The organism is Parasynechococcus marenigrum WH 8102, from assembly GCF_000195975.1.
GTDB classification, from domain to species: Bacteria; Cyanobacteriota; Cyanobacteriia; order PCC-6307; family Cyanobiaceae; genus Parasynechococcus; species Parasynechococcus marisnigri.
Genome location: NC_005070.1, coordinates 1,932,204 through 1,952,534, shown reverse-complemented (window position 1 = coordinate 1,952,534; position 20,331 = coordinate 1,932,204). Strand labels below are relative to the sequence as shown.

21 protein-coding genes and 1 tRNA gene are annotated in these 20,331 nt (G+C 64.4%); 6 read left to right on the top strand and 16 right to left on the bottom strand.

Annotated features, from left to right (window positions below):
• Position 1: 1 nt before the first annotated feature.
• A complete protein-coding gene (locus TX72_RS10320) occupies positions 2 to 394 on the bottom strand; it encodes a CAAD domain-containing protein (RefSeq protein ID WP_011128913.1) in 393 nt (130 codons plus the stop codon).
• A gap of 49 nt (positions 395 to 443) precedes the next feature.
• Here TX72_RS10320 and TX72_RS10315 point away from each other — a divergent pair, with 49 nt between their 5' ends.
• Both TX72_RS10315 and moeB read left to right on the top strand, forming a co-directional pair.
• On the top strand, positions 444 to 905 hold the full coding sequence (locus TX72_RS10315; RefSeq protein WP_011128912.1) for a M67 family metallopeptidase: 462 nt from the start codon (positions 444 to 446) through the stop codon (positions 903 to 905).
• Positions 895 to 2,028 carry a molybdopterin-synthase adenylyltransferase MoeB gene (gene moeB / locus TX72_RS10310; RefSeq protein ID WP_011128911.1) on the top strand — a complete coding sequence of 378 codons (1,134 nt, stop codon included), beginning with the start codon at positions 895 to 897 and terminating at the stop codon, positions 2,026 to 2,028. The genes TX72_RS10315 and moeB overlap by 11 nt, the downstream gene beginning before the upstream one ends.
• Positions 2,029 to 2,037: 9 nt before the next feature.
• Here moeB and TX72_RS10305 read toward each other — a convergent pair whose 3' ends face one another.
• A complete protein-coding gene (locus TX72_RS10305) occupies positions 2,038 to 3,186 on the bottom strand; it encodes a cob(I)yrinic acid a,c-diamide adenosyltransferase (RefSeq protein WP_011128910.1) in 1,149 nt (382 codons plus the stop codon).
• A gap of 53 nt (positions 3,187 to 3,239) precedes the next feature.
• On the opposite strand from TX72_RS10305, the gene larE reads away from it, so the two are divergent.
• Positions 3,240 to 4,070, top strand: a complete 831-nt coding sequence (gene larE, locus TX72_RS10300; RefSeq protein WP_011128909.1) for an ATP-dependent sacrificial sulfur transferase LarE — start codon at positions 3,240 to 3,242, stop codon at positions 4,068 to 4,070.
• Here the strand turns inward: larE and speD are convergent, their stop codons facing one another.
• Together speD and recF are read right to left on the bottom strand one after the other, a co-directional pair.
• The gene (speD, locus tag TX72_RS10295) at positions 4,071 to 4,526 is read right to left on the bottom strand and encodes an adenosylmethionine decarboxylase (RefSeq protein WP_042504455.1); all 456 of its coding nucleotides are present in this window, start codon (positions 4,524 to 4,526) and stop codon (positions 4,071 to 4,073) included.
• A 30-nt stretch (positions 4,527 to 4,556) separates the two neighbouring features.
• Entirely contained in the window at positions 4,557 to 5,675 is a 1,119-nt protein-coding gene (gene recF, locus TX72_RS10290; protein ID WP_071820854.1) for a DNA replication/repair protein RecF, read from the bottom strand.
• A gap of 85 nt (positions 5,676 to 5,760) precedes the next feature.
• On the opposite strand from recF, the gene TX72_RS10285 reads away from it, so the two are divergent.
• Positions 5,761 to 5,834, top strand: a tRNA-Arg gene (locus TX72_RS10285).
• A gap of 3 nt (positions 5,835 to 5,837) precedes the next feature.
• Here TX72_RS10285 and TX72_RS10280 read toward each other — a convergent pair.
• The 8 genes from TX72_RS10280 to TX72_RS10245 form a co-directional block, all read right to left on the bottom strand.
• Positions 5,838 to 6,311, bottom strand: coding sequence for a hypothetical protein (locus tag TX72_RS10280; protein ID WP_042503849.1), 474 nt, complete (start codon positions 6,309 to 6,311; stop codon positions 5,838 to 5,840).
• A gap of 4 nt (positions 6,312 to 6,315) precedes the next feature.
• Complete coding sequence (ppc, locus tag TX72_RS10275; RefSeq protein ID WP_011128905.1) at positions 6,316 to 9,348, bottom strand: phosphoenolpyruvate carboxylase; 3,033 nt, start codon at positions 9,346 to 9,348, stop codon at positions 6,316 to 6,318.
• Positions 9,345 to 10,487, bottom strand: coding sequence for a glutamate--cysteine ligase (gene gshA, locus TX72_RS10270; RefSeq protein ID WP_011128904.1), 1,143 nt, complete (start codon positions 10,485 to 10,487; stop codon positions 9,345 to 9,347). Before gshA ends, ppc begins: the two co-directional genes overlap by 4 nt.
• Entirely contained in the window at positions 10,484 to 12,004 is a 1,521-nt protein-coding gene (locus TX72_RS10265) for an anthranilate synthase component I family protein (RefSeq protein ID WP_011128903.1), read from the bottom strand. Before TX72_RS10265 ends, gshA begins: the two co-directional genes overlap by 4 nt.
• A 52-nt stretch (positions 12,005 to 12,056) precedes the next feature.
• Positions 12,057 to 12,488 carry a photosystem I reaction center subunit II PsaD gene (locus tag TX72_RS10260; RefSeq protein WP_011128902.1) on the bottom strand — a complete coding sequence of 144 codons (432 nt, stop codon included), beginning with the start codon at positions 12,486 to 12,488 and terminating at the stop codon, positions 12,057 to 12,059.
• 111 nt (positions 12,489 to 12,599) lie between these two features.
• Entirely contained in the window at positions 12,600 to 13,937 is a 1,338-nt protein-coding gene (locus TX72_RS10255) for a sensor histidine kinase (RefSeq protein ID WP_011128901.1), read from the bottom strand.
• Positions 13,934 to 15,172, bottom strand: a complete 1,239-nt coding sequence (rodA, locus tag TX72_RS10250; RefSeq protein WP_011128900.1) for a rod shape-determining protein RodA — start codon at positions 15,170 to 15,172, stop codon at positions 13,934 to 13,936. Before rodA ends, TX72_RS10255 begins: the two co-directional genes overlap by 4 nt.
• Positions 15,173 to 15,174: 2 nt before the next feature.
• Positions 15,175 to 16,251: an Mrp/NBP35 family ATP-binding protein gene (locus tag TX72_RS10245; protein WP_011128899.1), complete on the bottom strand. Its 1,077-nt coding sequence runs from the start codon at positions 16,249 to 16,251 to the stop codon at positions 15,175 to 15,177.
• A gap of 117 nt (positions 16,252 to 16,368) precedes the next feature.
• Here TX72_RS10245 and hemF point away from each other — a divergent pair, with 117 nt between their 5' ends.
• A complete protein-coding gene (gene hemF, locus TX72_RS10240; protein WP_042503844.1) occupies positions 16,369 to 17,460 on the top strand; it encodes an oxygen-dependent coproporphyrinogen oxidase in 1,092 nt (363 codons plus the stop codon).
• Here hemF and TX72_RS10235 read toward each other — a convergent pair.
• Genes TX72_RS10235 through TX72_RS10225 form a run of 3 tightly spaced genes read right to left on the bottom strand, consistent with a single transcriptional unit; the run spans position 17,453 to position 19,284 of the window.
• Positions 17,453 to 18,292: a hypothetical protein gene (locus tag TX72_RS10235; protein ID WP_011128897.1), complete on the bottom strand. Its 840-nt coding sequence runs from the start codon at positions 18,290 to 18,292 to the stop codon at positions 17,453 to 17,455. The two genes, hemF and TX72_RS10235, sit on opposite strands and share 8 nt — an antisense overlap.
• 8 nt (positions 18,293 to 18,300) lie before the next feature.
• The gene (locus TX72_RS10230; RefSeq protein WP_011128896.1) at positions 18,301 to 18,855 is read right to left on the bottom strand and encodes a cofactor assembly of complex C subunit B; all 555 of its coding nucleotides are present in this window, start codon (positions 18,853 to 18,855) and stop codon (positions 18,301 to 18,303) included.
• A gap of 45 nt (positions 18,856 to 18,900) precedes the next feature.
• Positions 18,901 to 19,284, bottom strand: a complete 384-nt coding sequence (locus tag TX72_RS10225; protein WP_042504448.1) for a helix-turn-helix transcriptional regulator — start codon at positions 19,282 to 19,284, stop codon at positions 18,901 to 18,903.
• 119 nt (positions 19,285 to 19,403) lie between these two features.
• Here TX72_RS10225 and TX72_RS10220 point away from each other — a divergent pair, with 119 nt between their 5' ends.
• Positions 19,404 to 20,048: a ribonuclease D gene (locus tag TX72_RS10220; RefSeq protein ID WP_011128894.1), complete on the top strand. Its 645-nt coding sequence runs from the start codon at positions 19,404 to 19,406 to the stop codon at positions 20,046 to 20,048.
• A gap of 10 nt (positions 20,049 to 20,058) precedes the next feature.
• Here TX72_RS10220 and TX72_RS10215 read toward each other — a convergent pair whose 3' ends face one another.
• Positions 20,059 to 20,316 (bottom strand): DUF8658 family protein, encoded by a 258-nt coding sequence (locus TX72_RS10215; protein WP_011128893.1) that lies wholly within the window; start codon positions 20,314 to 20,316, stop codon positions 20,059 to 20,061.
• Positions 20,317 to 20,331: the final 15 nt, after the last annotated feature.

The window sequence follows — 20,331 nt, the reverse complement described above, 5'->3', positions numbered from 1 at the left end:
CTCAGCCGAGGTATTCCTGACGCAGGGACTGCACCCGTTGCACGAGTGCACTGCGCTTGTCGCTGGTGGTGAGGTTTCTCCAGCTCCACTGGCCCACCACCACAACGCCGAGCAGCTCGAGCAGGCCGGGCACCACGGGCAGCAGATTGATCGTGTCGAGGATGCCTTTGATCAGGATCTGAGCAACGATCACCGCAGCGAAGATGCCGACGATCTTGCCGATGCGACCCATCTGGTTCCAGTCGACCTGGTCGAGGGTGTCATTCACTTTGCCCAGCACTTCGCTGTAGCGCTCGGTGAAAGAGGTGGTGTCTTCGCTGGTGGTGGCAGACGCTTCCACCGCAGGGGTCGCGTCGGTCGCGGGGTCCTTAACTTCGGTGGTGGCGTCGCTCATGGAACCGACAGAACTGTCTATACGGTCTGCAGAGCGTATCGGCGCTTCGTTGATCGCGCCATCCAAGCTGTTGCTGCGTTGTGGTTGCCTCACGATTCTGGAGCGCACCTTGCTGGCGAGCTGGCCTGAGGAAGGCTGCGCGCTGTTGATCGGATCCCAGGGCGAGGGCAGCTCGCTGCGGTTGGATCACGTCTGGCCTGGATGCAACCGTTGGGGGCGACAGCCGGATCTGCAGCCATGGGGAGCGGGTGAGACACCTGGTCGTGACTGCAATTTCCTGCTCGATCCCCGCGAACAACTGGCGGCGCAGCGCTGGTCGCGGCAACACCAACAATGGATCATCGGTGTGGCTCACTCCCATCCCCACAGCCCGCCGGTTCCCTCAGCCGCGGATCGCTGTCGCGGTGTCCCCCACCAGCTGATGCTGATCCTCTCGGCCCAGCAGGGGCTGAGGGCCTGGTGGCTGGAGGAGGATCGGCAGGTGCGGCCGGTGCCGATCGATGTCGATTGAGGAACTGAGTGGGGAGGAGCGGAGCCGTTATGCCCGCCACCTGATGTTGCCGGAGGTGGGCATGGCCGGGCAGGAGCGGCTCAAGGCTGCGTCCGTGCTCTGCGTGGGCGCCGGTGGGCTGGGCTCTCCGTTGTTGCTGTACCTGGCCGCGGCCGGTGTCGGCCGGATTGGCATCGTCGATGGCGATGTTGTGGAGCTCTCAAACCTGCAGCGGCAGGTGATCCATGGCATGGACTGGCTCGGCCAATCGAAGGGGCGCTCCGCCGCGCACAGGCTGCAGGAGCTCAATCCCCACTGTCAGGTGGAGCTGCATGAGCAGATGCTGGATCGGGAGAATGCCCTTGAGCTGATTGCCAGATACGACCTGGTGTGTGATGGCTCGGACAATTTCCCGACGCGGTATCTGGTGAATGACGCCTGCGTGTTGCAGGGAAAGCCTTTGATTTACGGATCGGTGCAGCGTTTTGACGGCCAGGCATCGGTGTTCAATCACACGCCGGAGAGCCCCAACTACCGCGATCTGCTGCCGGAGCCACCGCCTGTGGAGCAGGTGCCGTCCTGTGCGGAAGCGGGGGTGATGGGGGTGATGCCTGGGCTGATCGGCTTGATCCAGGCGACGGAGGCGATCAAGTTGATCACAGGTATCGGCCGCAGCCTGGATGGCCGCCTATTGGTGGTGGATGCCCTCACGATGCGCTTCCGCGAGCTGACGCTGCGGCGTGACCCGGACCGGCCGGCGATCGATGGCTTGATTGACTACCAGCAGTTCTGCCGACCGACGGCATCTCCCATGGACAGCATCAGCGTGATCGAGCTCAAGTCGCTGCTGGATGGCTCGGCCGATGATCTGGTGCTGCTGGATGTGCGCAATCCAGCTGAAGCCGAGGTGGCTGTGATCCCTGGGGCCGTGCTGATCCCCCTGGCCACGATCAAAAGCGGTGAGGCGATCGAACGCATCCGCGGGTTGGCGGAGTCCGGGCGGCTTTACGTGCACTGCAAACTCGGCGGCCGTTCGGCCCAGGCCGTGGAGCTGCTGGCTCAGCAGGGCATCCCGGCCACCAACGTTGATGGGGGCATCGATGCCTGGTCCGTGCAGGTGGATCAGGCCGTGCCGCGCTACTGACCCATTGAATTAATAGTCAACCCCCCGTTTGAGGTCCACGCCCTGTTCGGCGTAGTGCTTGTGGCACACCATCTCGGAGTGGATGCTCGCCAGATCGAAGTAGGCCGGTTGATTTTTGCAGCGGCCGGTGATGATCACTTCGGTTTCCGTCGGTTTGCGCAGCAGCGTCTGCATGATCGGCTCTTCTGGCAGCAGCTCCAGATCCACCGTTGGGTTGAGTTCATCGAGGATCACGGTTTTGTAGAGCCCGCTTGAGATGGCCGCGCGGGCGATCTCCCAGGCCCGTTCCGCTTCCACGTAATCGATCGGTTCCTGCTGGCCGCGCCAGACGATGGCATCACGGCCGGAGCGGAGGTGATCCACCAGATGGGGATAGCTGTCCCGCAGCGCGGCGATAGCGGCGTCTTCGGTGTAGCCGCTGCCCCCTTTCAGCCACTGCAGGATCAGCACCCGGTGGCTTTTGTCCTGGCTGATGCCCCGTCCAATCGCCTGCAGCGCCTTGCCGAGGGCGCTGGTGGATTTGCCCTTGCCCTCCCCGGTGTAGATCTCGATGCCGCTGCTCATGTTCAACGGGATCACCCGCTCCTCCTCCAGCCCTGGCCGCCGGTGCGCCCGCATCTCGGAGTGCAGGTCCGCCACCCGCACCAGTGGAGCCGGTGCCGCGCGGCCAGTCACGATGATTTCCATGCCCTCCGGCCGCTGCCTGAGGGTGTTGACCACGTCCTCCACATCCAGCAGCCCCAGATCCAGCACCGGGTTCAGTTCATCCAGCACCACCACCGAATAGAGCGCGCTGGCGATGGCTCCTTTGGCGATCACCCAGCCCCGCTGGGCTTCCTCCCGATCGAAGCGGGTGGCTTCTTCAGCGGTGAAGTGATCAGCACGGCCCGTGCGCAGGTGGTCGATCAGATGCGGGAAACCCTGCTGCAGCGCTTCGATGGCGGCGTCTTCGTCGTAGGCGCGGCCAGGGCCCTTGAGGAAGCGCAGCAGCAACACCCGGGTGCGTCGTTGTTCACAGATGCCCAGGCCGATGGTGCGCAGCACCACCCCCAGGGCGGCCTGGCTCTTGCCCTTGCCCTCACCGTCATAGATGTGCAGCTGACCATGGCTGCGCTCGCGGCTGTCCGCCGCCGTCACGATGCCGATGCTTCGGGGCATGGTCCCGGCTCTTACCGTTGGAGCCTACCGAGATCGACCGGGTTGTTCCGCTGATGTTCCGGCTGCAGGAATCTTTGCCGTCGCGGCAGGCCGATCTGCTCCAGCAGTTGCGCAACTGGCTGGCCTCACACGATGCCCTGTGCGTGGCCTACTCCGGTGGTGTGGACAGCACCCTGGTGGCTGCGATCGCCCATGAACAGAAGGGTGATGCCGCTGTCGCGGTGACGGGCGTTTCGCCGGCCCTGGCTCCCCATCTGCTGGAGGAGGCGCGGGCGCAGGCGCAGTGGATCGGCATCCGCCATCAGGAGTGTCCAACCCGTGAGCTCAACGATCCCGACTACAGCAGCAATCCCTCCGATCGCTGTTTTGCCTGCAAGCGGGAACTGCATCACCACCTGCAGCCGATTGCTGCCGCCGCCGGTGGTGCCTTGGTGGTGGATGGGGTGAATCTGGATGATCTCGGTGACCACCGCCCCGGCATTGAGGCGGCCCGGCAGGCGGGGGTGCGCTCCCCCCTGGCGGAATTGGCCATTGATAAGGCCGCCATTCGCCAGTTGTCATCAGCCCTCGGTTTTCCCTGGTGGGACAAGCCAGCCCAGCCCTGCCTGGCCTCCCGCTTCCCCTACGGCGAGAGCATCAGCGCTGAGCGGCTCAAGCGGGTCGGGCAGGCGGAAGCCTGGTTGCTGGCCCGAGGCTTCCCCAGGGTGCGGGTGCGCAGCCAGGGTCTCTCCGCGCGCATCGAGGTGCCCCGTGATCGGCTGGATGATCTGCTGGCCCTGAACGCAAAAGAACCCCTGGTCAGCAGCCTGCTGGACCTGGGGTTCACTTCGGTGAGCCTGGATCTGGAGGGCCTGGTGAGCGGCAAGCTCAACCGAGGCCTCTGATCAGCCAGGCAGCTGGATCGGTTCGCGCACGGTGTCGGCCACAGCCGCCGGTGTTTCCCTGCGAAAACTCCTCAGGGCATGGCGCTGGGCCCGCAGTTCGTCCCGCAGAACGGCGCAGGCCTGTTCCGGCATCGTGTGGTCACCGCAGGTGAACACATCCACGGCGGCATAACCGCTCTCGGGCCAGGTGTGGATGGAGATGTGCGATTCCGCCAGCAGGGCCAGTCCCGTGACGCCCTGGGGCTCGAAGCTGTGGGTGATCAGATTGAGAAGGGTGGCACCAGCACGTTTCGCTGCTGTCGTGATGGTGGTTCTCAGGAATGCTTCGTCGTCGAGCCGGGCAGGATCGCAGTCGTAAAGCTCGAGAATGCAGTGTTTGCCAACCATGTCGGTGGCTTGCAACTGGGTGTCCTCCCATCCCGGGTTGGGATGCAGGTCAGACAGGGTCTGCTCCATCAGGCGATCAGGGAAAAACAGCACAACAGATTATCCGATCTCCACCCCTGGACTCAGGTCTCCAGGTTTGAGAATCTGCGAATGCTCCCGCCAGCCGCCCTCAAAGCCGCTCAGGTGGGTGGCGCTCACCAGGCATTGATGCTCCTGCCCCACCGCCTCCAGCAGCAGGTGCTGACGGGTGGGGTCGAGTTCCGCCAGCACATCGTCCAGCAGCAGCAGCGGCGCCTCGCCGAACAGCTGGGTCACCAGTTCCAGTTCCGCCAGTTTCAGCCCCAGCACCAGCGAGCGTTGCTGGCCCGATGATCCGAACCGCCGCGCCGGTGTTCCCCCCAGTTGCAGGGACACTTCATCGCGATGGGGCCCCACCCGGCAGCTGCCCAACCGTTCCTCCTCCGGCCGTTGCAGCCGCAGCTGCTCTTCGATGGCCAGTCGCCATGGCTCCTCCGCTTCCTCGGCATCGAGGCGACTGCCCGGTTGGTAGTGCAATTCCAGCTCCTCGCTCCCGGCACTGAGGTGCGACTGCCAGCGGCGCGCGATCGGTTCCAGGCGCCGCAACGCCCGTTGGCGGCGGCGGTGAATGCGCGTGCTCACCAGGGCCATCTGCACATCGAAGGCATCGAGCAAGGCGTCCCGCTGGTTCGGGTTGGTCTGCGCACCACGACGCCAGAGCTGGCTGCGTTGGCGCAGCAGGCGGTTGTAGCGGCCGAGCAGATCGGCATAGACGGGCTCCAGCTGCAGCACCACGCGGTCGAGCCACTGCCGCCGCAGGGCCGGTTCTCCCCGCACCAACTCCAGATCGAGGGCGCTGAAACCGATGCAGCGCAGCGGACCGATCAGATCCAATTGGCGATCCAGGGTCTTGCCGTTGCGACGGGCCTGGCGCCCCCCTTGGCGACGCAGCTCCAGCTCCAGCTGATCGCCATCATCCAGGCCGGCCCGCAGCAGGGCCCGCGGTGCCTCCCACTGGATCAGGTCACGGTCCTGGCTGCAGCGATGCGAGCGCAGGCTGCCCAGCAGCTCCACGGCCTCCAGCAGATTTGATTTGCCGATGCCGTTGGGGCCGATCACCAGCAACCGCGGCTGGGTCAGCTCCAGCGACAGCTTCCTGTGGTTCCGAAACCCCTGCAGCTGGAGCGTTTGGAGCCGGATGGGTCACAGAGCGGCGTTTGGGTAAGGTACTAACAACGGGCCGGCCTGTCGGGCGGTCTCCTGCTGTTACCTCACTGAGGCCAGTGGGCATGTAGCTCAGTTGGATAGAGCATCAGATTCCGGTTCTGAGGGTCGGGGGTTCGAATCCCTCCATGCTCGTGTTCAGTCAGTTCCAGAGGTTGATTTCAGCCTCAACCCCATGGCCCGGATGCCACTGGGGTCGATCACAAAACCCTGACCCTTCAGCGCCTCGAGCGACATCGCCGGCGCGGAGACGGACAGGCTGCAGCCGGGCAGGTCTCGCCGCAGGATGTGCAGGGCTCGATGCATCAGAACCGTCAGCAGCCGGCCCTGATCCGGTCCCGGACGGGCGGACAGATTCCAGAGATTGGCGTTGAGGGCCATGTCGCTGGTGGCGCGCACGAATCCCACCAGCTCCCCCGTGGACTCCTCAAGGATGCTGATCTGCCACAGGCTGCGCTCCATCGCCTTGGGCCAAAGTTCTTCCGGGTGGGTGGATTCCTGGCAGGACGCCAGCAATCGGTTGATGGCTGCCGGTGATGGCACCTCACCGGTTTCGAGGCGGTATCCCTCGGGAAGTTGAGGAACACTGGGCTGCTGAAGGAACGAAAGCAAGGGATCAGCCGGTGTTGCGCATGCCGGCGGCGATGCCGTTGAGGGTGAGCAATGCGCCCCGCAGCAGTTCACTGCGGCTGTAGGTGCGGCGGTCCTCCGGCGTTCCAGGGGATTCGCTCATGGGAGGCTGGCGGTTCTGATCCCGCAGTCGCCGCAGCAGGGCCACCTGCAGGAAGCCCAGGGGAACAATGGTGCGGTTGCGCAGATCCACCGACAGCTGCAGGTTCTGATCGGCCCCCAGCAGGCGGCTCTGACCGGTGATTTCGAGCACCAGCTTCAGGGTGCGGCCGTATTCATCGGCGATCACCTTGAAGATGCCTTCAAAGGCATCGCGCTGCTCCGGGTTGCCGAGGCTGCTCATGTAGTGGTGCGCCAGGTCGAGATCGACCTTGGACAGCGTCATCTCCACCTTGGAAATCAGCATCCGGAAAAACGGCCAGCGCTGATGCAGTCGCCGCAGCAGGTCCAGTTGCTCAGGGTCGTCGTTGACCTCCTCCGCCAGGGCGGTGCCCACACCGAACCAGCTCGGCAGCAGGAACCGGCTTTGGGTCCAGCCGAACACCCAGGGGATTGCCCGCAGACTGGAGAGATCCCGGGCGCCGGTCTTGCGGCGAGCCGGACGGCTGGAGATCTGCAGCTTGCTGATCTCCTCGATCGGGGTGACCTGCTGGAAAAACGCCACCAGATCGGGGTTATCGTGGACCAGGGCCCGGTAATGCTCGCGGGAGCGCTTGGCCACGCGGCTCATCAACTGGTTCCAGCTCGGGGTGGCATCCAGCTGGTTGGTCACCAAGCTGTTCTGCACCACCGCCGTCGTGACGGTTTCCAGGTTGTAGAGGGCAAGTTCCGGCAGGCCGTACTTGGAGGCCAGCACCTCACCCTGTTCGGTGATCTTGATCCGGCCCTGCAGTGTGCCGCTGGGCTGGGCAAGGATGGCCTGGTAGGCCGGGCCGCCGCCGCGGCTCACCGATCCACCCCGGCCGTGGAACAGCCGTAGGGCCACACCGTGGCTGCTGGCCAGGGTTTGCAGGGCGATCTGCGCCTGGTGAATCTCCCAGTTGCTGGAGAGGAAGCCCGAGTCCTTGTTGCTGTCGGAGTACCCGAGCATCAGCTCCTGCAGGGGCTGTCGCTGGACGCCGACACTGGGGAGCAGATTCCGGTAGATCGGTGTCTGGAACAGGCCGTCCATCACCGCTGGGGCCCGCTGCAGGTCTTCCACCGTTTCGAACAGGGGCACCACCAACAGCGATGCCTTGCCGGCCTGCGGGTCCACAAGGCCGATCTCCTTCGCCAGCAGCATCACCTCCAGCAGGTCGGAGGCGGTGTGACTCATGGAGATCACGTAGGAGTGGCAGATCCGCTGACCGAATTCCTGCTGCAGGCGATGCAGCATCTGGAACACCGCAAAGGTCTGGGCGGTGGCTTCGGACCATTCGACCGCCGCGGGGATCAGCGGCCGGCGGGTCTGCAGTTCCTCCAGCAGCCAGGCCACCCGCTCGGATTCCTCCATGGCGCCGTAGGCCTTTGGAAGCTGCAGGTGGGTGGTCAGCTCATCGATGGCGTCGCTGTGGCGGGTGCTCTCCTGCCGGATGTCCAGGCTCGCCAGGGAGAACCCGAAGATGTGGACCTGATTGAGCAGGGTGTCGAGCTGTTCGCAGCTCAGCTCGGTGCTGACGAGGCTGTTGCGGATCAGTTCCAGATCACTGCGGAACTGATCGATGGCGGTGTAGTGCAGCGCCTCATGGCCCGGGATCCCATCGGTTGGCGCTGTGGCGGCGGGTTCGGGCGGCGACTGCCAGCCAGCCTCCGACATCTGATGGTTGCGCTGCAGCGTGAGCTCCAGCCGTTCGAGGATGTAGCTGAGCTTGAGCCGGTAGGGCTCCAGCCGATAGCGGGCGGCCCGGCGCTCATAGATTTCCGGGAAGCGCAGCCGGTCCATTTCCAGCGATTCCAGCAGTGGTGGGGCCACCTGGCTCCACTGCATCGAGATGCTCAGCTGGTTGCGCAGGGATTGCACCGAGCCGATGTAGAGCTCCAGCATCAGCTGGCGCTGATAACAGGCGGTCCGCCAGGTGATCTCCGGGGTGACCGAGGGGTTGCCGTCGCGGTCGGACCCCACCCAGGACCCGAAGGTGCAGAAGGACGCCTGGGGGAACTGCACATCGGGGTAGTGCCGGCTCAGGGATGACACCAGCCGCCTCCGCAGCTGCGGCATCGCCTCGAACAGCACCTGCTGGAAGTAGTGCAGGGTTGAATCCACCTCATCCAGCACCGTCGGTTTGAACTGGTGCAGCTCATCGGTGCGCCACCAGAGGCGGATCTCCTCCTCCAGCTGGCGTCGCAATTCCTCTTCGTCGTAGCGGGGCAGCGCTGGCTCTGACTGCAACCGCTGCAGCAGGGAGGCCACCTTCCGCTGTTTGTGCCGCACGGTGTGCCGCACGATTTCCGTCGGGTGGGCGGTGAACACCAGTCGGATGTCAAGTTCCCGCAGGAGCGTCTCCACCTGCGCGGGGGGAACGTTCATCCGCCGCAGCCGCTCGAACACCTCGCCGAATGTGGCGGGGTCGGTCTGGCTGGCCAGGGGCGGCGCGAAGGGATCAAAGGGCGCCGCGGTCTCGTCGTCCTGGCTGCGGCTGGGACGAAGGCTGTCGAGATAGCTGTCTTCTTCGATGCGCTGCTCGAGGATGTTGATCAGCTGGAAATACAGCGAGAAAGCACGGGCTGCTGCGATGGCCTCGGAGAGATCCATGCTGCGGATCAGCTCAACGATCGCCTCGCTGCTGCTCTCACCGTCGCGGCCTTCCAGGGCCACCGGATCACTCAGCTGCTTGAGGCGAAGCAGTCGCTCGCTTTGTTCCGGGGGGCATTCGCTGCGCAGCACGGTCTGCCACAGGTCTTCCACCAGCTCGAGGCGATGCTGCAGCAGGCGGCCGGCGCCGGGGCTGCCACCGCTGGCCCTTGGCTGCTCGCCGTCGGGGACATGGGCGGTGGACTGGGGCATCGACGCTCCGCTGGTCTCGGGACTGCGCATGATCATCCCAAAGCGCCGCTCAGGGGGGCGACGGACTCTTCCTGATCCTTCATGGCACAACTGCCCTGCCGCAGAAGGTCTCCGATGCTGCAGCCCTGCTCAATGGCTGCTGTCCAACGCATGGCTTGGTTGCCGGATTCCAGCAGCCGACCCAGCGGTTGAAGCCGCTCGCTGAGGCCGAGGGCTTCGGCCCGGGGGCTCAATTGCTCGAGAACCTCCGCAATCCAGGCCCGGCCGGTCACCGCACGGCCGTCCTGCCAGTGCTGGAGCGTGGCATCGAGGCTGTAGCGGGCCGCGGCGGCGTCATTGCTGTCGGCCAGCTCCGCCAGCTCCTCTGCGCTGAGGTCACTGGCCTGGAGTGGATCCAGCCGCTGCGGGGCATCCCGCAGCTCCAGCAGCCGCAGTTCCAGCAAAGCCGTGATCGCCAGCAGTTCCGCCGGGTCGGTGATCAGATCACAGATGCGCAGTTCCAGGCGGTTGAGGTCGTAGGGCCGTCGCGGTCCGTTGGGGCGAACGGAGGTCCAGAGATGGCGTTCGTTGCGCATCTGGCCATCGGCCAGGCGCTGCTCCACCCACTGCGTGTAGTGGGAGTGATCCAGGAACAACGGCACCTGCCGTGGGGTCAGGGGAAACTGATGCCAGCGCTGCGAGTGGTGGCCGGTCAGCTCACCACCGAGAAACGGTGAGCTGGCACTGAGGGAGAGCAGCAAGGCCGCTTCGCAACGCATCAGCCGCACGGCTGCAAACAGCCAATCCAGGTCCGTGATGCCCAAGTTGATGTGAATGCTGGCGGTCACGACCTTGGTGCCGTAAGTCGTTTCGATCAGGTCGTGATAGGGATTGGTGGGATCCGATCGCTCGAAGCTGGTGCTGTCGCCCAGGCTCAGGGTGCTGCCCGGTAGCAGGGTCAGGCCCCGGGGAGCCAGCCATTGGCGCAGCCGCCGGCGCGGTTGCAGCAGGGCCTCCGGTAGAGCCTTGTAGTCGCTGATCGGCGGGGTGATGTACTCCAGGTTGCGGTGGTCCGGTTCCGTGACGAAATCACTGAGATCCCGAGCCACCTCGCTGGCAACGCCCACGTTGGTGCCGTCCGGTCGCCCGGTGAACAGCTCCACTTCAAAGCCCTTGAGCAGCAGCCCTTCGCTCATGGCCGCTCCGGGTTGAGGCAGGCCAGGGCCGTGAGCATCCCGCGGGCCTTGTTGAGGGTCTCCTGGTATTCCGCCGTGGGCTTCGAATCCGCCACCACGCCTGCACCCGCCTGCACCTTCACCCTGCAACCACCGGACGGGTCCGGTTGAACCACCATGGTGCGGATCGTGATGGCGGTGTTCAGGGCTCCCGCCAGATCCACCGATCCATACACACCGGAATAGGGGCCTCGGGCATCGGGTTCCAGCTCATGGATCAGCTGCATGGCACGGATCTTGGGGGCTCCACTCACGGTTCCGGCAGGGAAGGATGCCATCAGCAGGTCCCACACGTCGTGCTGGGGGGCCAGACGCCCCTCCACCTGGCTGACGATGTGCATCACGTGCGAGTACCGCTCGATCACCATCAGATCCTTCACCGCCACACTGCCGGGCTGACAGACCCTGCCGAGGTCATTGCGGCCGAGATCCACCAGCATCACGTGCTCGGCACGTTCCTTGGGGTCGGCCAGCAGATCCAGCTCCAGGTCGCGATCCTCATGGGCTGTCGTGCCGCGCGGACGGGTGCCGGCAATGGGTCTGAGGCTGGCTCGGATGCCCTCCGGCGCAGGGTCGGCCTGCACCATCACCTCCGGACTCGATCCGATCAACTGCCAGTCGCCGAAGTCGAAGAAGGCCATGTAGGGCGATGGATTGACCATCCGCAGGCTGCGATAGAGCTCCAGCGGCTGCTGGGGAACAACCGTCTCCAGGCGTTGGCTGATCACCAGCTGGAAGACGTCACCGGCGGCGATGTGTTCCCGGGCGGTGTCGACCGCCGCCTCGAAGCGCTCCTGGCTGCAGTTGCTCTTCACATCGGGAAGCTGCTTGGCCTGCGCATCCCAGGGAAGGGGATCCACCAGAGGGAGCGGGGCTTCCATGCGCCGCCGGAGCGCTGCAATCCGCGCCATCGCCCCGTCCCAGGCAGCGTCTTCCGATTGACCCTGGCTCAGGTCGGCGAAGGCCACGGCCGTGATCTGTCGCTTCACCTGATCGAAAATCAGGATCGAGTCCATCAGCATCCAGATGCCGTCCGGTGGATCCGACTCCTGCCGCGGATGCACCGGAACACTGGGTTCAATCCACTGAATCAGCTCATAGCCCCAGACACCGTAGAGCTGCCCTAGCGGTGGCAGTCCGGGCAGGCTGATGCAGCGGTAAGGCTCCAGACAACGCCTGAGACTGTCGAAGGGATTGCCACGGAAGGTTTCCTCGCGGCCGTCACGCCAACGTCGTTGCAGGCAATCGTTGCGGGCTGATGCGGTCCACAGGGGATCGCAGGCGATCACACTCCACCTGCCGAGGGTTTCACCACCCTCAACCGATTCCAACAACACTCCAGGGGCATGATCGGCCCCGACCTTGATCCAGGCCGTCAGAGGGGTTTCAAGATCCGCCGGCCAGCTCTGGGCCAGCGGAATCAGATTGGCACCGTTGGCTGCGGCCTCGTGAAAGGCGACGCGATCAGGACTGAGCATGACGGCATCTTCGCAGCACCGCCCCGGAGGGGGGCGGGGTCAGTGCGATGGATCAGGAGTCGTAGGTGTTACGACCGCTGAACTTGATGCTGGAGGGGTTGACGTTCTGACCGATGCGGCGGGAGTTGTGACCCACCATGGTGCGACCTTCGTTCACTTTCTCAGAGACCACACCGTCCTTGGGATAAAGGAATTCGGTGTCGCCGCCGGGGAAAATGCGGTAGATCTTGTAATCCTCGATCCGGGGCTTGAACTTGGTGCGCAGCTGCGTTCCGAGGGCAAGGCACTGTTCCTTGCGGGCGAAATACATGATGTTTTCGCCGGAATTCATCATTGCGGCGCCGCCGGTTGGCAGCTCAAAGGCCTGAGCGCTGTTGCTGGTCCAGGTGATGGCGTATTTCTCTTCGGTTTCAGCGGCATTCAGCAGACCACCGGTGCTGCCGATGAACTGAGGAAGCTGACCATTCAACGCCGATGCTGTCATGGCTGCGGTAATCCAGACGGTCCGTTACGACTGGAAAGTAGCACCGTGGTTGGGGCCTGATTTGGCTGGCGAAAGCAACCTTCACACCCGTCAACAAAGCGGTTCCCGTTATCAGGTTGCAGACGGTGCCACGGGGAAGAACACCGTGAGATCCCGATCGCGTCGTGCGTGGTACCTCCCGCCGAGGCTGGCCATCAGTTGACGGGTGGCCGACTGACTGAGCTGAAGGCTGCCGGTGGCTGGATCCCAGCTGAGCACGGTGCCCACTTGTTCGGTGCTCAAACCCGATCCGGTCGACGCGGGCCCGTCCCCCATCTGCACCAGAAGTTGCAGTTTCAGGCGGGCGCCGGCCGGCTGCAGCTCCAGTCGCAAGCCGGTTCCGCCGGGTAACCCCCGGCTGACCCGGTCGATCAGACCGCCTAGCATCGGTTCAAGCCGCCCCGGGTCGCTGAGCACATCGGGTAGGTCTGGCTGTACGTCCAGCGTGAGGCTGAGTTGGCGTCGCTCGAGTTGGTCCCGCCAGATCGGTTCCAGACTGCAAAGGATGGAGCCGAGATCCGTACGGGCCAGCTGGGTTCCCTCGGGTTGGCGCTGCAGCTCGGCGGCATGGAAGATCAGCCCGAAGCGGTCGATCTGTTCACTGCATTCACCATCGATCTGTCGAAGTCGTTGCTGCACCACGGCGGGCAGGTCGTCCCGGCGCAGCAACGAGCGGATCAGGGTGCGGATCGTGGCCAGGGGTGTGCGCACCTCATGGGTGATGGCCTCGAGCAAGGTGAGGTCGTGGGAGGACTCCTGGTTTGATTCGGAGCTGCTCTGGGTCGGTTGCAGGGTCAGGCTCGGTGCCGTCACGGTGAGCTTTTCCGCCAGCCGCGGCCAGAACTGCTGGTCCAGCTGAGGATCGCTGTGCAGCGGGCCAAGACCGTTCAGCTGTGTTCTCAAGGCTTCAGCCAGATCGGGGGACTGACCCTGCAGCCGCGTTCCGAACAGAGACAAGGCATCCCCCAGGGTGTCGTGGTCGCAGCGCATCAGCAGCTGACGCCGGTCTTGATCGCCGTGAATGGCCAGTGCGACCTGCAGGGTCGGTGTGATGACGATCAGCAGGGGATCTAATCCGTCCTCAGGGTGCAGGGGCAGCCGGCGGAAACTCATGCCCTCCGGCCGATGGCCGCCGCTCCCCGGCAAGACGGCATGGGACGGACTGAAGCGATCGAGGTTCTCCGGCGCCAGCACCCAGCCCTGCAGACGGGCCAGAAGCTCAGGTTCGTAGAGCGCCGGCAGCGGAGAGGCCAGCCAGATTCCCTCCTGGGCATCGCGATCCAGCAGCTCCTCCTGGAGAATCTCGAGGGCGCCCCACCAGAGGCGACGGACCCCGGATTCATCGCAGGCTCCAGGGCGTCTGTCCCGGGCCAGACATTGCCGCAGGGCCTGAAGGCTGTTGTCGCTCACCATCGACCCAGTGAGCCGACTCGGCTCTGCCGCACCACAGACAGGCAGAGGCCAAGACAGATGAAATTGACGAGCATTGCCGAGCGCCCGTAGCTGAGGAACGGCAGGGGGATGCCTGTGATCGGTCCGAGTCCGATGGTCATGAAGATGTTCACCACCACCTGGAACATCACCATGGTTCCGATGCCGACCACCACCAGTGATTCGAAATCGCTGCGAGCGTGACGGGCCACCTGCAGCAGGCGCCTCATCAACAAGGCAAAGCCTGCCACCACCAGCACCGTGCCGATGAAACCGGTTTCCTCGCCGAGGGCACTGAAGATGAAATCCGTGTGTTGTTCAGGAATGAAGCGCAGTTTGGTCAACTGACCCTGCAGCAGACCGGTGCCGAACAGCCCGCCGGAACCGATGCCGACGCTGCTCTGCAGCAGGTGATAACCACCGCCGAGAGGATCCTGGGATGGGTCGAGGAACAGCACCAGGCGATCGCGTTGATAGTCCTTGAGGCCGTTCATCCACAGCCAGGGGGTCACCACGGCCATCAGGGAGTGGATGGCAACGGTGATGGCGGCTGCCAGCCGCTTCCAAGGCAGGCTCCGAAACGCCAGGACCGCCATTAGTGGGATCCAGATCGCCATCCCCCAGGGCACCAGACCGGACAGCAGCGCCGTGACCAGGGGAGACAGCAGCAGCACGACCCATTCGATCGGCATACCCGACCAATAGAGCATCGTGAGCATCAGGGCTCCGAACACCAGTGATGTGCCAAGGTCCGGCTGGATGAACACCAGCAGCCAGGGGATGGAAATCACCCCCAGTGGCCGCAGCAGATCCACCGGGCGCTCTACCGGATGTCGAGCCAGAACAGCCCCCAGCAACAGGATTGCCGCGATCTTTGCGAATTCGGACGGCTGAACATTGACGGGGCCGATGCTGATCCAGCGCTGTGCTCCCAGGGCGGTGGTGCCCACCAAACGCACGGCGATCAGGCTGAGAACCGTCATGCCGTACACCGGGATCAGCAGCGGCTGCAGCCGTTGCAGTGGCAGGCGTGCCAGGGCCAGGGCTATCAAGGCTCCTACTCCAGCGGTGATCCAGTGGTGATACCAATCGGCGTAGTCGGCCTGGCGTTGGGTGCTGGCAATCAGTACGCCGGCGATGGCCACCATGGCCAGCGGAACGCCCCAGAGGATCCATTCCCTGGATCGTTGGCGTCGTCCGCGGCTGGTCGTCATCGTCAGGCCGTTGTGGTGACCTGCTGAAGCACCCGTTCAGCCAGTCCCTGGAATTCCAGCGCACTGGCGGAATCAGGCCGGCTGATCACGATGGGGCGTCCGCTGTCACCCCCTTCCTGCACCGGCATCTCCATGGGGATCTGCGCCAGAAGGGGCACGTCATAGTCCGCAGCGAGGGTGGCTCCGCCGCCACTGCCGAACAGGGCGTAGCGCTGTTCGGGGCGATCCGGCGGAATGAAGGCGCTCATGTTTTCCGCGACGCCAAGCACCGGAATGCCCAGTTGCCGGAACATGGCCAAGCCACGGCGGGCGTCCTGCAGGGAGACCTGTTGTGGTGTGGTCACGATGACGACGCCGGCCATGGGCACGGCCTGGGCCAGGGACAGCTGGGCGTCGCCAGTGCCGGGGGGAAGATCCACCACCAGGACGTCGCGCTCACCCCAATCGGCCTGGTACAGGAACTGGCGGATGATGCCGTTCAGCATCGGACCACGCCAGATCACCGGCTGATGTTCATCGATCAGTAACCCCATCGAGACCATGGCGACGCCGCAGCTTTCAATCGGCACCATCCGCTGCGTGTCGCCACTGCCGCGCACCTCCGGTGTGCGATCGGCCACTCCGAGCATCGTCGGTGCATTCGGGCCGTAGATGTCGGCATCGAGTAACCCCACGCTCAGCCCCTGCTGCGCCAGGGCGCAGGCCAGATTCACCGCAACGGTGCTCTTGCCGACGCCCCCCTTGCCGCTGCTGACGGCGATCACCTGGCGGACGCCTGGGATGGACTGACGCTCTGCAGGTTGTCCATGGCCGGCCTGGCCGATTCCCCCCTGGCTGGGGGGCTGCCCCAGTTCGATCTGCACATCATCGATTCCGTCCAAGCTCAGCAGCGCTTGACGGGCTTCGCCAGCGATGCGTTCACGCTGCCCCTGGGCAAAACCGGGCAGGGCGAGTCGGAAGACCACACGGGATCCTTCCACCCGGATTTGATCAATCCAGCTGAGTTCCGTCACGGCACGGCCGCTGCCCGCATCCTGGATCTGAGCAAGAACGCCGTTTGCCTGCTCGACCGAAACCATCGGATTGTGCTGCTGCGGGCTGGATCCTAGGGGCGCCCTCCCGTGACAGTCCCTGACGGAGTGTTGTCTTGGGCTGGCATCACCTGTTTAGGTTCTTCGATCGAATGGTCTGCCTTCATGGTTCGCTCCCTGGTTCGACGCCTGCTTGGCCGCTCACAGAACAATGGGACCGCAGCGCCGGCTTTGGAGCTGCCGCCTGAGGATTCCCGGGCCCGGGCTCGGGCCATGGTGATGGGATTGCAGGATGAGATCTGCGCAGGTCTGGAGTCCCTCGATGGTGAAGGGACATTCGTCGAAGAGAGCTGGGAGCGGCCTGAGGGAGGCGGCGGGCGATCCCGGGTGATGCGCGAGGGCCTTGTCTTCGAGCAGGGCGGCGTGAACTTCTCGGAAGTGCAGGGTCAGGAGCTGCCACCGTCAATCCTCAAGCAACGTCCTGAGGCCAAGGGACATCCGTGGTTTGCCACGGGCACCTCGATGGTGCTGCACCCGCACAACCCTTACATCCCTACGGTTCATCTCAATTACCGCTACTTCGAGGCTGGTCCGGTGTGGTGGTTCGGCGGTGGGGCAGACCTCACGCCCTACTACCCCTTTCTGGAGGATGCCCGTCACTTCCATCGCACCCATCAGGCGGCCTGCGATTCGGTCCATCCAGACCTGCACAAGGTGTTCAAGCCCTGGTGCGATGAGTACTTCTTCTTGAAGCACCGCGGTGAGACCCGCGGCGTCGGTGGCATCTTCTACGACTATCAGGATTCCAGCGGTGTGCTCTACAAAGGACAGGACCCTTCAGGTCCCGCGGCAGGGGTATCGGCTCAGCTGGGGGCTCGCCCCCTGGGCTGGGAGCAACTGTTCGCCCTGGGGCAGGCCAATGGCCGGGCCTTTCTTCCGTCCTATGCGCCGATCGTGGAGAAGCGCCATCCGATGGCCTATGGCGATCGCGAGCGTCAATTCCAGCTCTATCGCCGTGGCCGGTACGTGGAATTCAACCTCGTGTGGGATCGGGGAACGATCTTTGGCCTTCAGACCAACGGCCGTACCGAGTCCATCCTGATGTCGCTGCCGCCGTTGGTGCGCTGGGAATACGGCTACAAGGCCGAGGCCGGCTCCAGAGAAGCTCTGCTGACGGAGCTGTTCACCAAACCCCAGGACTGGCTTGGTGATGCATCCCTGGAGGACCGCTGCCGCCCCCACGGCGCCATCAACTGACCCCCTGAACCAGGGCGTTCACCACCCGCTCGGCAATGCACTCCAGGGTCTGGGAGCGGGTGGAAGGGTTGCGCAGCTTGTTCTCCAGAGGCGGCTCCAGCATCGCGATTTCCAGGATGCCGATACCACGACGGGGACCACCGAGGCCGCTACGGAAGAGTCGTGGGAATCGTCCGAAGGCCTGAGCAAGACTCTCGTCCACTGCGTGAAGAGGTCGATTGATCGCCGGGATCAAACCCGATCCGAACCCGTAGGGCCGGTAGGCATCGAAGTGAATCTCCAGGATGTAGTCGCCGCGGGCTGAACGCGTCTTGGCTTGGGACCAGTTGGTTCTCGGGTCCTCGTCGTTGCGGATGGTGAGGGCCGGTGGTGTGTAGGCGCTGATGTTGAGACCTCGGGTTCGCCCCAGCCGCACCACGGCCTTCTGCACCTGCAGGTTCCAGTACAGCTCGTCCCGCATGCGGGGATCCATCGGCGCCTGACGCCGCTTGTCCACGGCAAAGCCCGGTGTTCCGGCACTGGCCATGGCCTGGGAATCGGCGTGGCCGGCCATCACCACGATGGGCAGATCGGGCTTGACCGCTCCCCGCCCAACCCAGCGTCCCGGCATGCGGGTGCGGGGCCCCAGAAGGGGATCGGGGTTGCCGCTGACGGGGCATGGCGTTGCTGGAGCCGTCCTAGGTGCCTGTGGCGCGGGTTTTGGTTGAGGGGTGAGCCAGTTCTGGCGTGGCTGGGCCGTCGTGGCGGGGCAGAGCAGAAGCGTCAACGCCAGCCCACCGAGGCTGAGATGTTTGCCGCACCGTTGCCGATGACTGCTTGTGTGCCCGGGCATGCGTCTGATCAGATCGGTGACGACAGCAGGGAGCCGTCACTGGAGAGCTGAAGGCTGTCCGCCAGTTCCAGCTCGATGGCGATCAACTCATCACGGTGCGCGCGAAGACGAACCGTGATGCCGGCTTCGTTGTGCTCCTGCAGCAGTTGCAGTTCCAGCGCCTCGGTGCGGGCTGCCCGCCGGCTGTAAACAGAGCCGGCCGCAGGGCCGAGCAGGATCAGCAGCAGCGGCCACCAGCTGAGCTGCGGAGCCAGCTGGCGAAGCACAAGGCCGAAACAGGTGCCGCCTATGGCGGCCAGAACGGACAACAACACCGCCAGCGGTTGGCTGGCGGCCACAGACCCCCGGAAGCGCAACACCTGCCGATCAGCATCGCCGCCGTCCCGGCTCCAGCCCCGTTGCTCCAGCCAGTCGCTCAGACCGCTCAACACCTCCAGGGCTGGCCTGGGGGAGTGCACATCCACAACGGTGGTGCGGTCCTTGCTGGCGGCGCGCAGGAAAAACACCAGGCCAATCGCCAGCAGGACGGTCAGCAGCAGGGTGGATTGAAAGCCCGCAGGCATGAACCAGCTCTCAGGTCCGACTGTTCTAAGCCGTCTTTGATCGCGTTAGTTCAACACCAGCCGGTGGGATTCCAGCCAGCTGTGCCACGGGGACATCAGCTGTTCGGCCTGGCCCCTGGCATCCGGCATCAGATGCAGCATCCGGCGGGGGCGACCACGGCTCGGGCAGCGCTGGGTGTAGGTGCTGATGGAACCCTGTTGCTCGAGGAAGTCCAAGGCCTGCTGAAGCACCGTCTCGGAAAGGCGCAGCTGGGGCTCCTCCCGCATCAGTTTCTGCAGCAGCCCGGAGGGATAGTTGTCGTCCTTCAGCAGGCACTCGAGCACCCAGCACACCGCCAGTTCCAGGTCGAGGAACTGTGGTGGTGGCTGGCGAAAATACTGTTCGATATCGGCCAGGCAGGTTCTGGACGGCTTGCGGCGGGAGAACACAGCAACAGAAGCACTGGTTCCATCAAAGTCGATCTCATTTTGAGATTCAAGAGGGAATTTCAGTGGCGTTCCGACGGCCCTGTCGCTGGCCACACTGGAGCTGCTGACTGCGTGTTTCCATGGCCGATTCGCTTCCTGCTCCCGCTGAATTCGCGGTCTTTGACGGCGATCTGGATGCGGATTGGACCGAGCGATACCTGCGCATGTCCGCCCTGGCGGTGGACACCGAGGCGATGGGTCTGATCCATGGCCGTGATCGTCTCTGCCTGGTTCAGATCGCTGATGCCGACGATCGGGTCTGCTGCATTCGGATCGGACTTGGTCAGACCTCGGCGCCCAATCTGCAGCGGCTCCTGGAGGCCGCTTCCGTGGAAAAGGTCTTCCACTTCGCCCGCTTCGATGTGGCAGCGCTGGCCAGCGGCCTCGGCATCGCCGTCAGCCCCATCTTCTGCACCAAGGTGGGTAGCCGTCTTGGTCGCACCTACACACCCCGCCATGGTTTGAAGGACCTGGTGATGGAGCTGGTCGGGGTTGAACTCGACAAGGGTGCCCAGAGCAGCGACTGGGGCCGGGTGGATGAGCTCAGCGATGTTCAGCTCGCCTACGCCGCCAATGATGTGCGCTATCTGCTGCCGGCACGTCAGAAGCTGGAAGCCATGCTGCGTCGTGAGGGGCGCTGGGATCTGGCGCAGCGTTGCTTCGGATGCATTCCTGTGATCGCGGATCTGGATCGGATGCGCTTCAACCAGACCTTCGAGCACTGAGCTTCAACGTTCAGTCTTCGAGGATGAAGTTGCCGTCTCCCTCGCTCGAACTCAGCAACGCGGTCAAGCGCTCGACGCTTCCCTCGTCGCTGTTGTCCAGGGCGGTGAGCATGGATTGGGCCATGGCCCGTCGTCCCTCCAGGTCACGCTTGCCCTCGCGGGCTGCCGCCTGATCCACCTGGCGCCGGGCACTGGCCAGGCTGATGCTCAGTCGGCTGGCCAGTTGGGCGCAGAGTTTGACGTATTCGGAGTCCTGAATGGCTGCCATGGGTCCCAGTGGCGG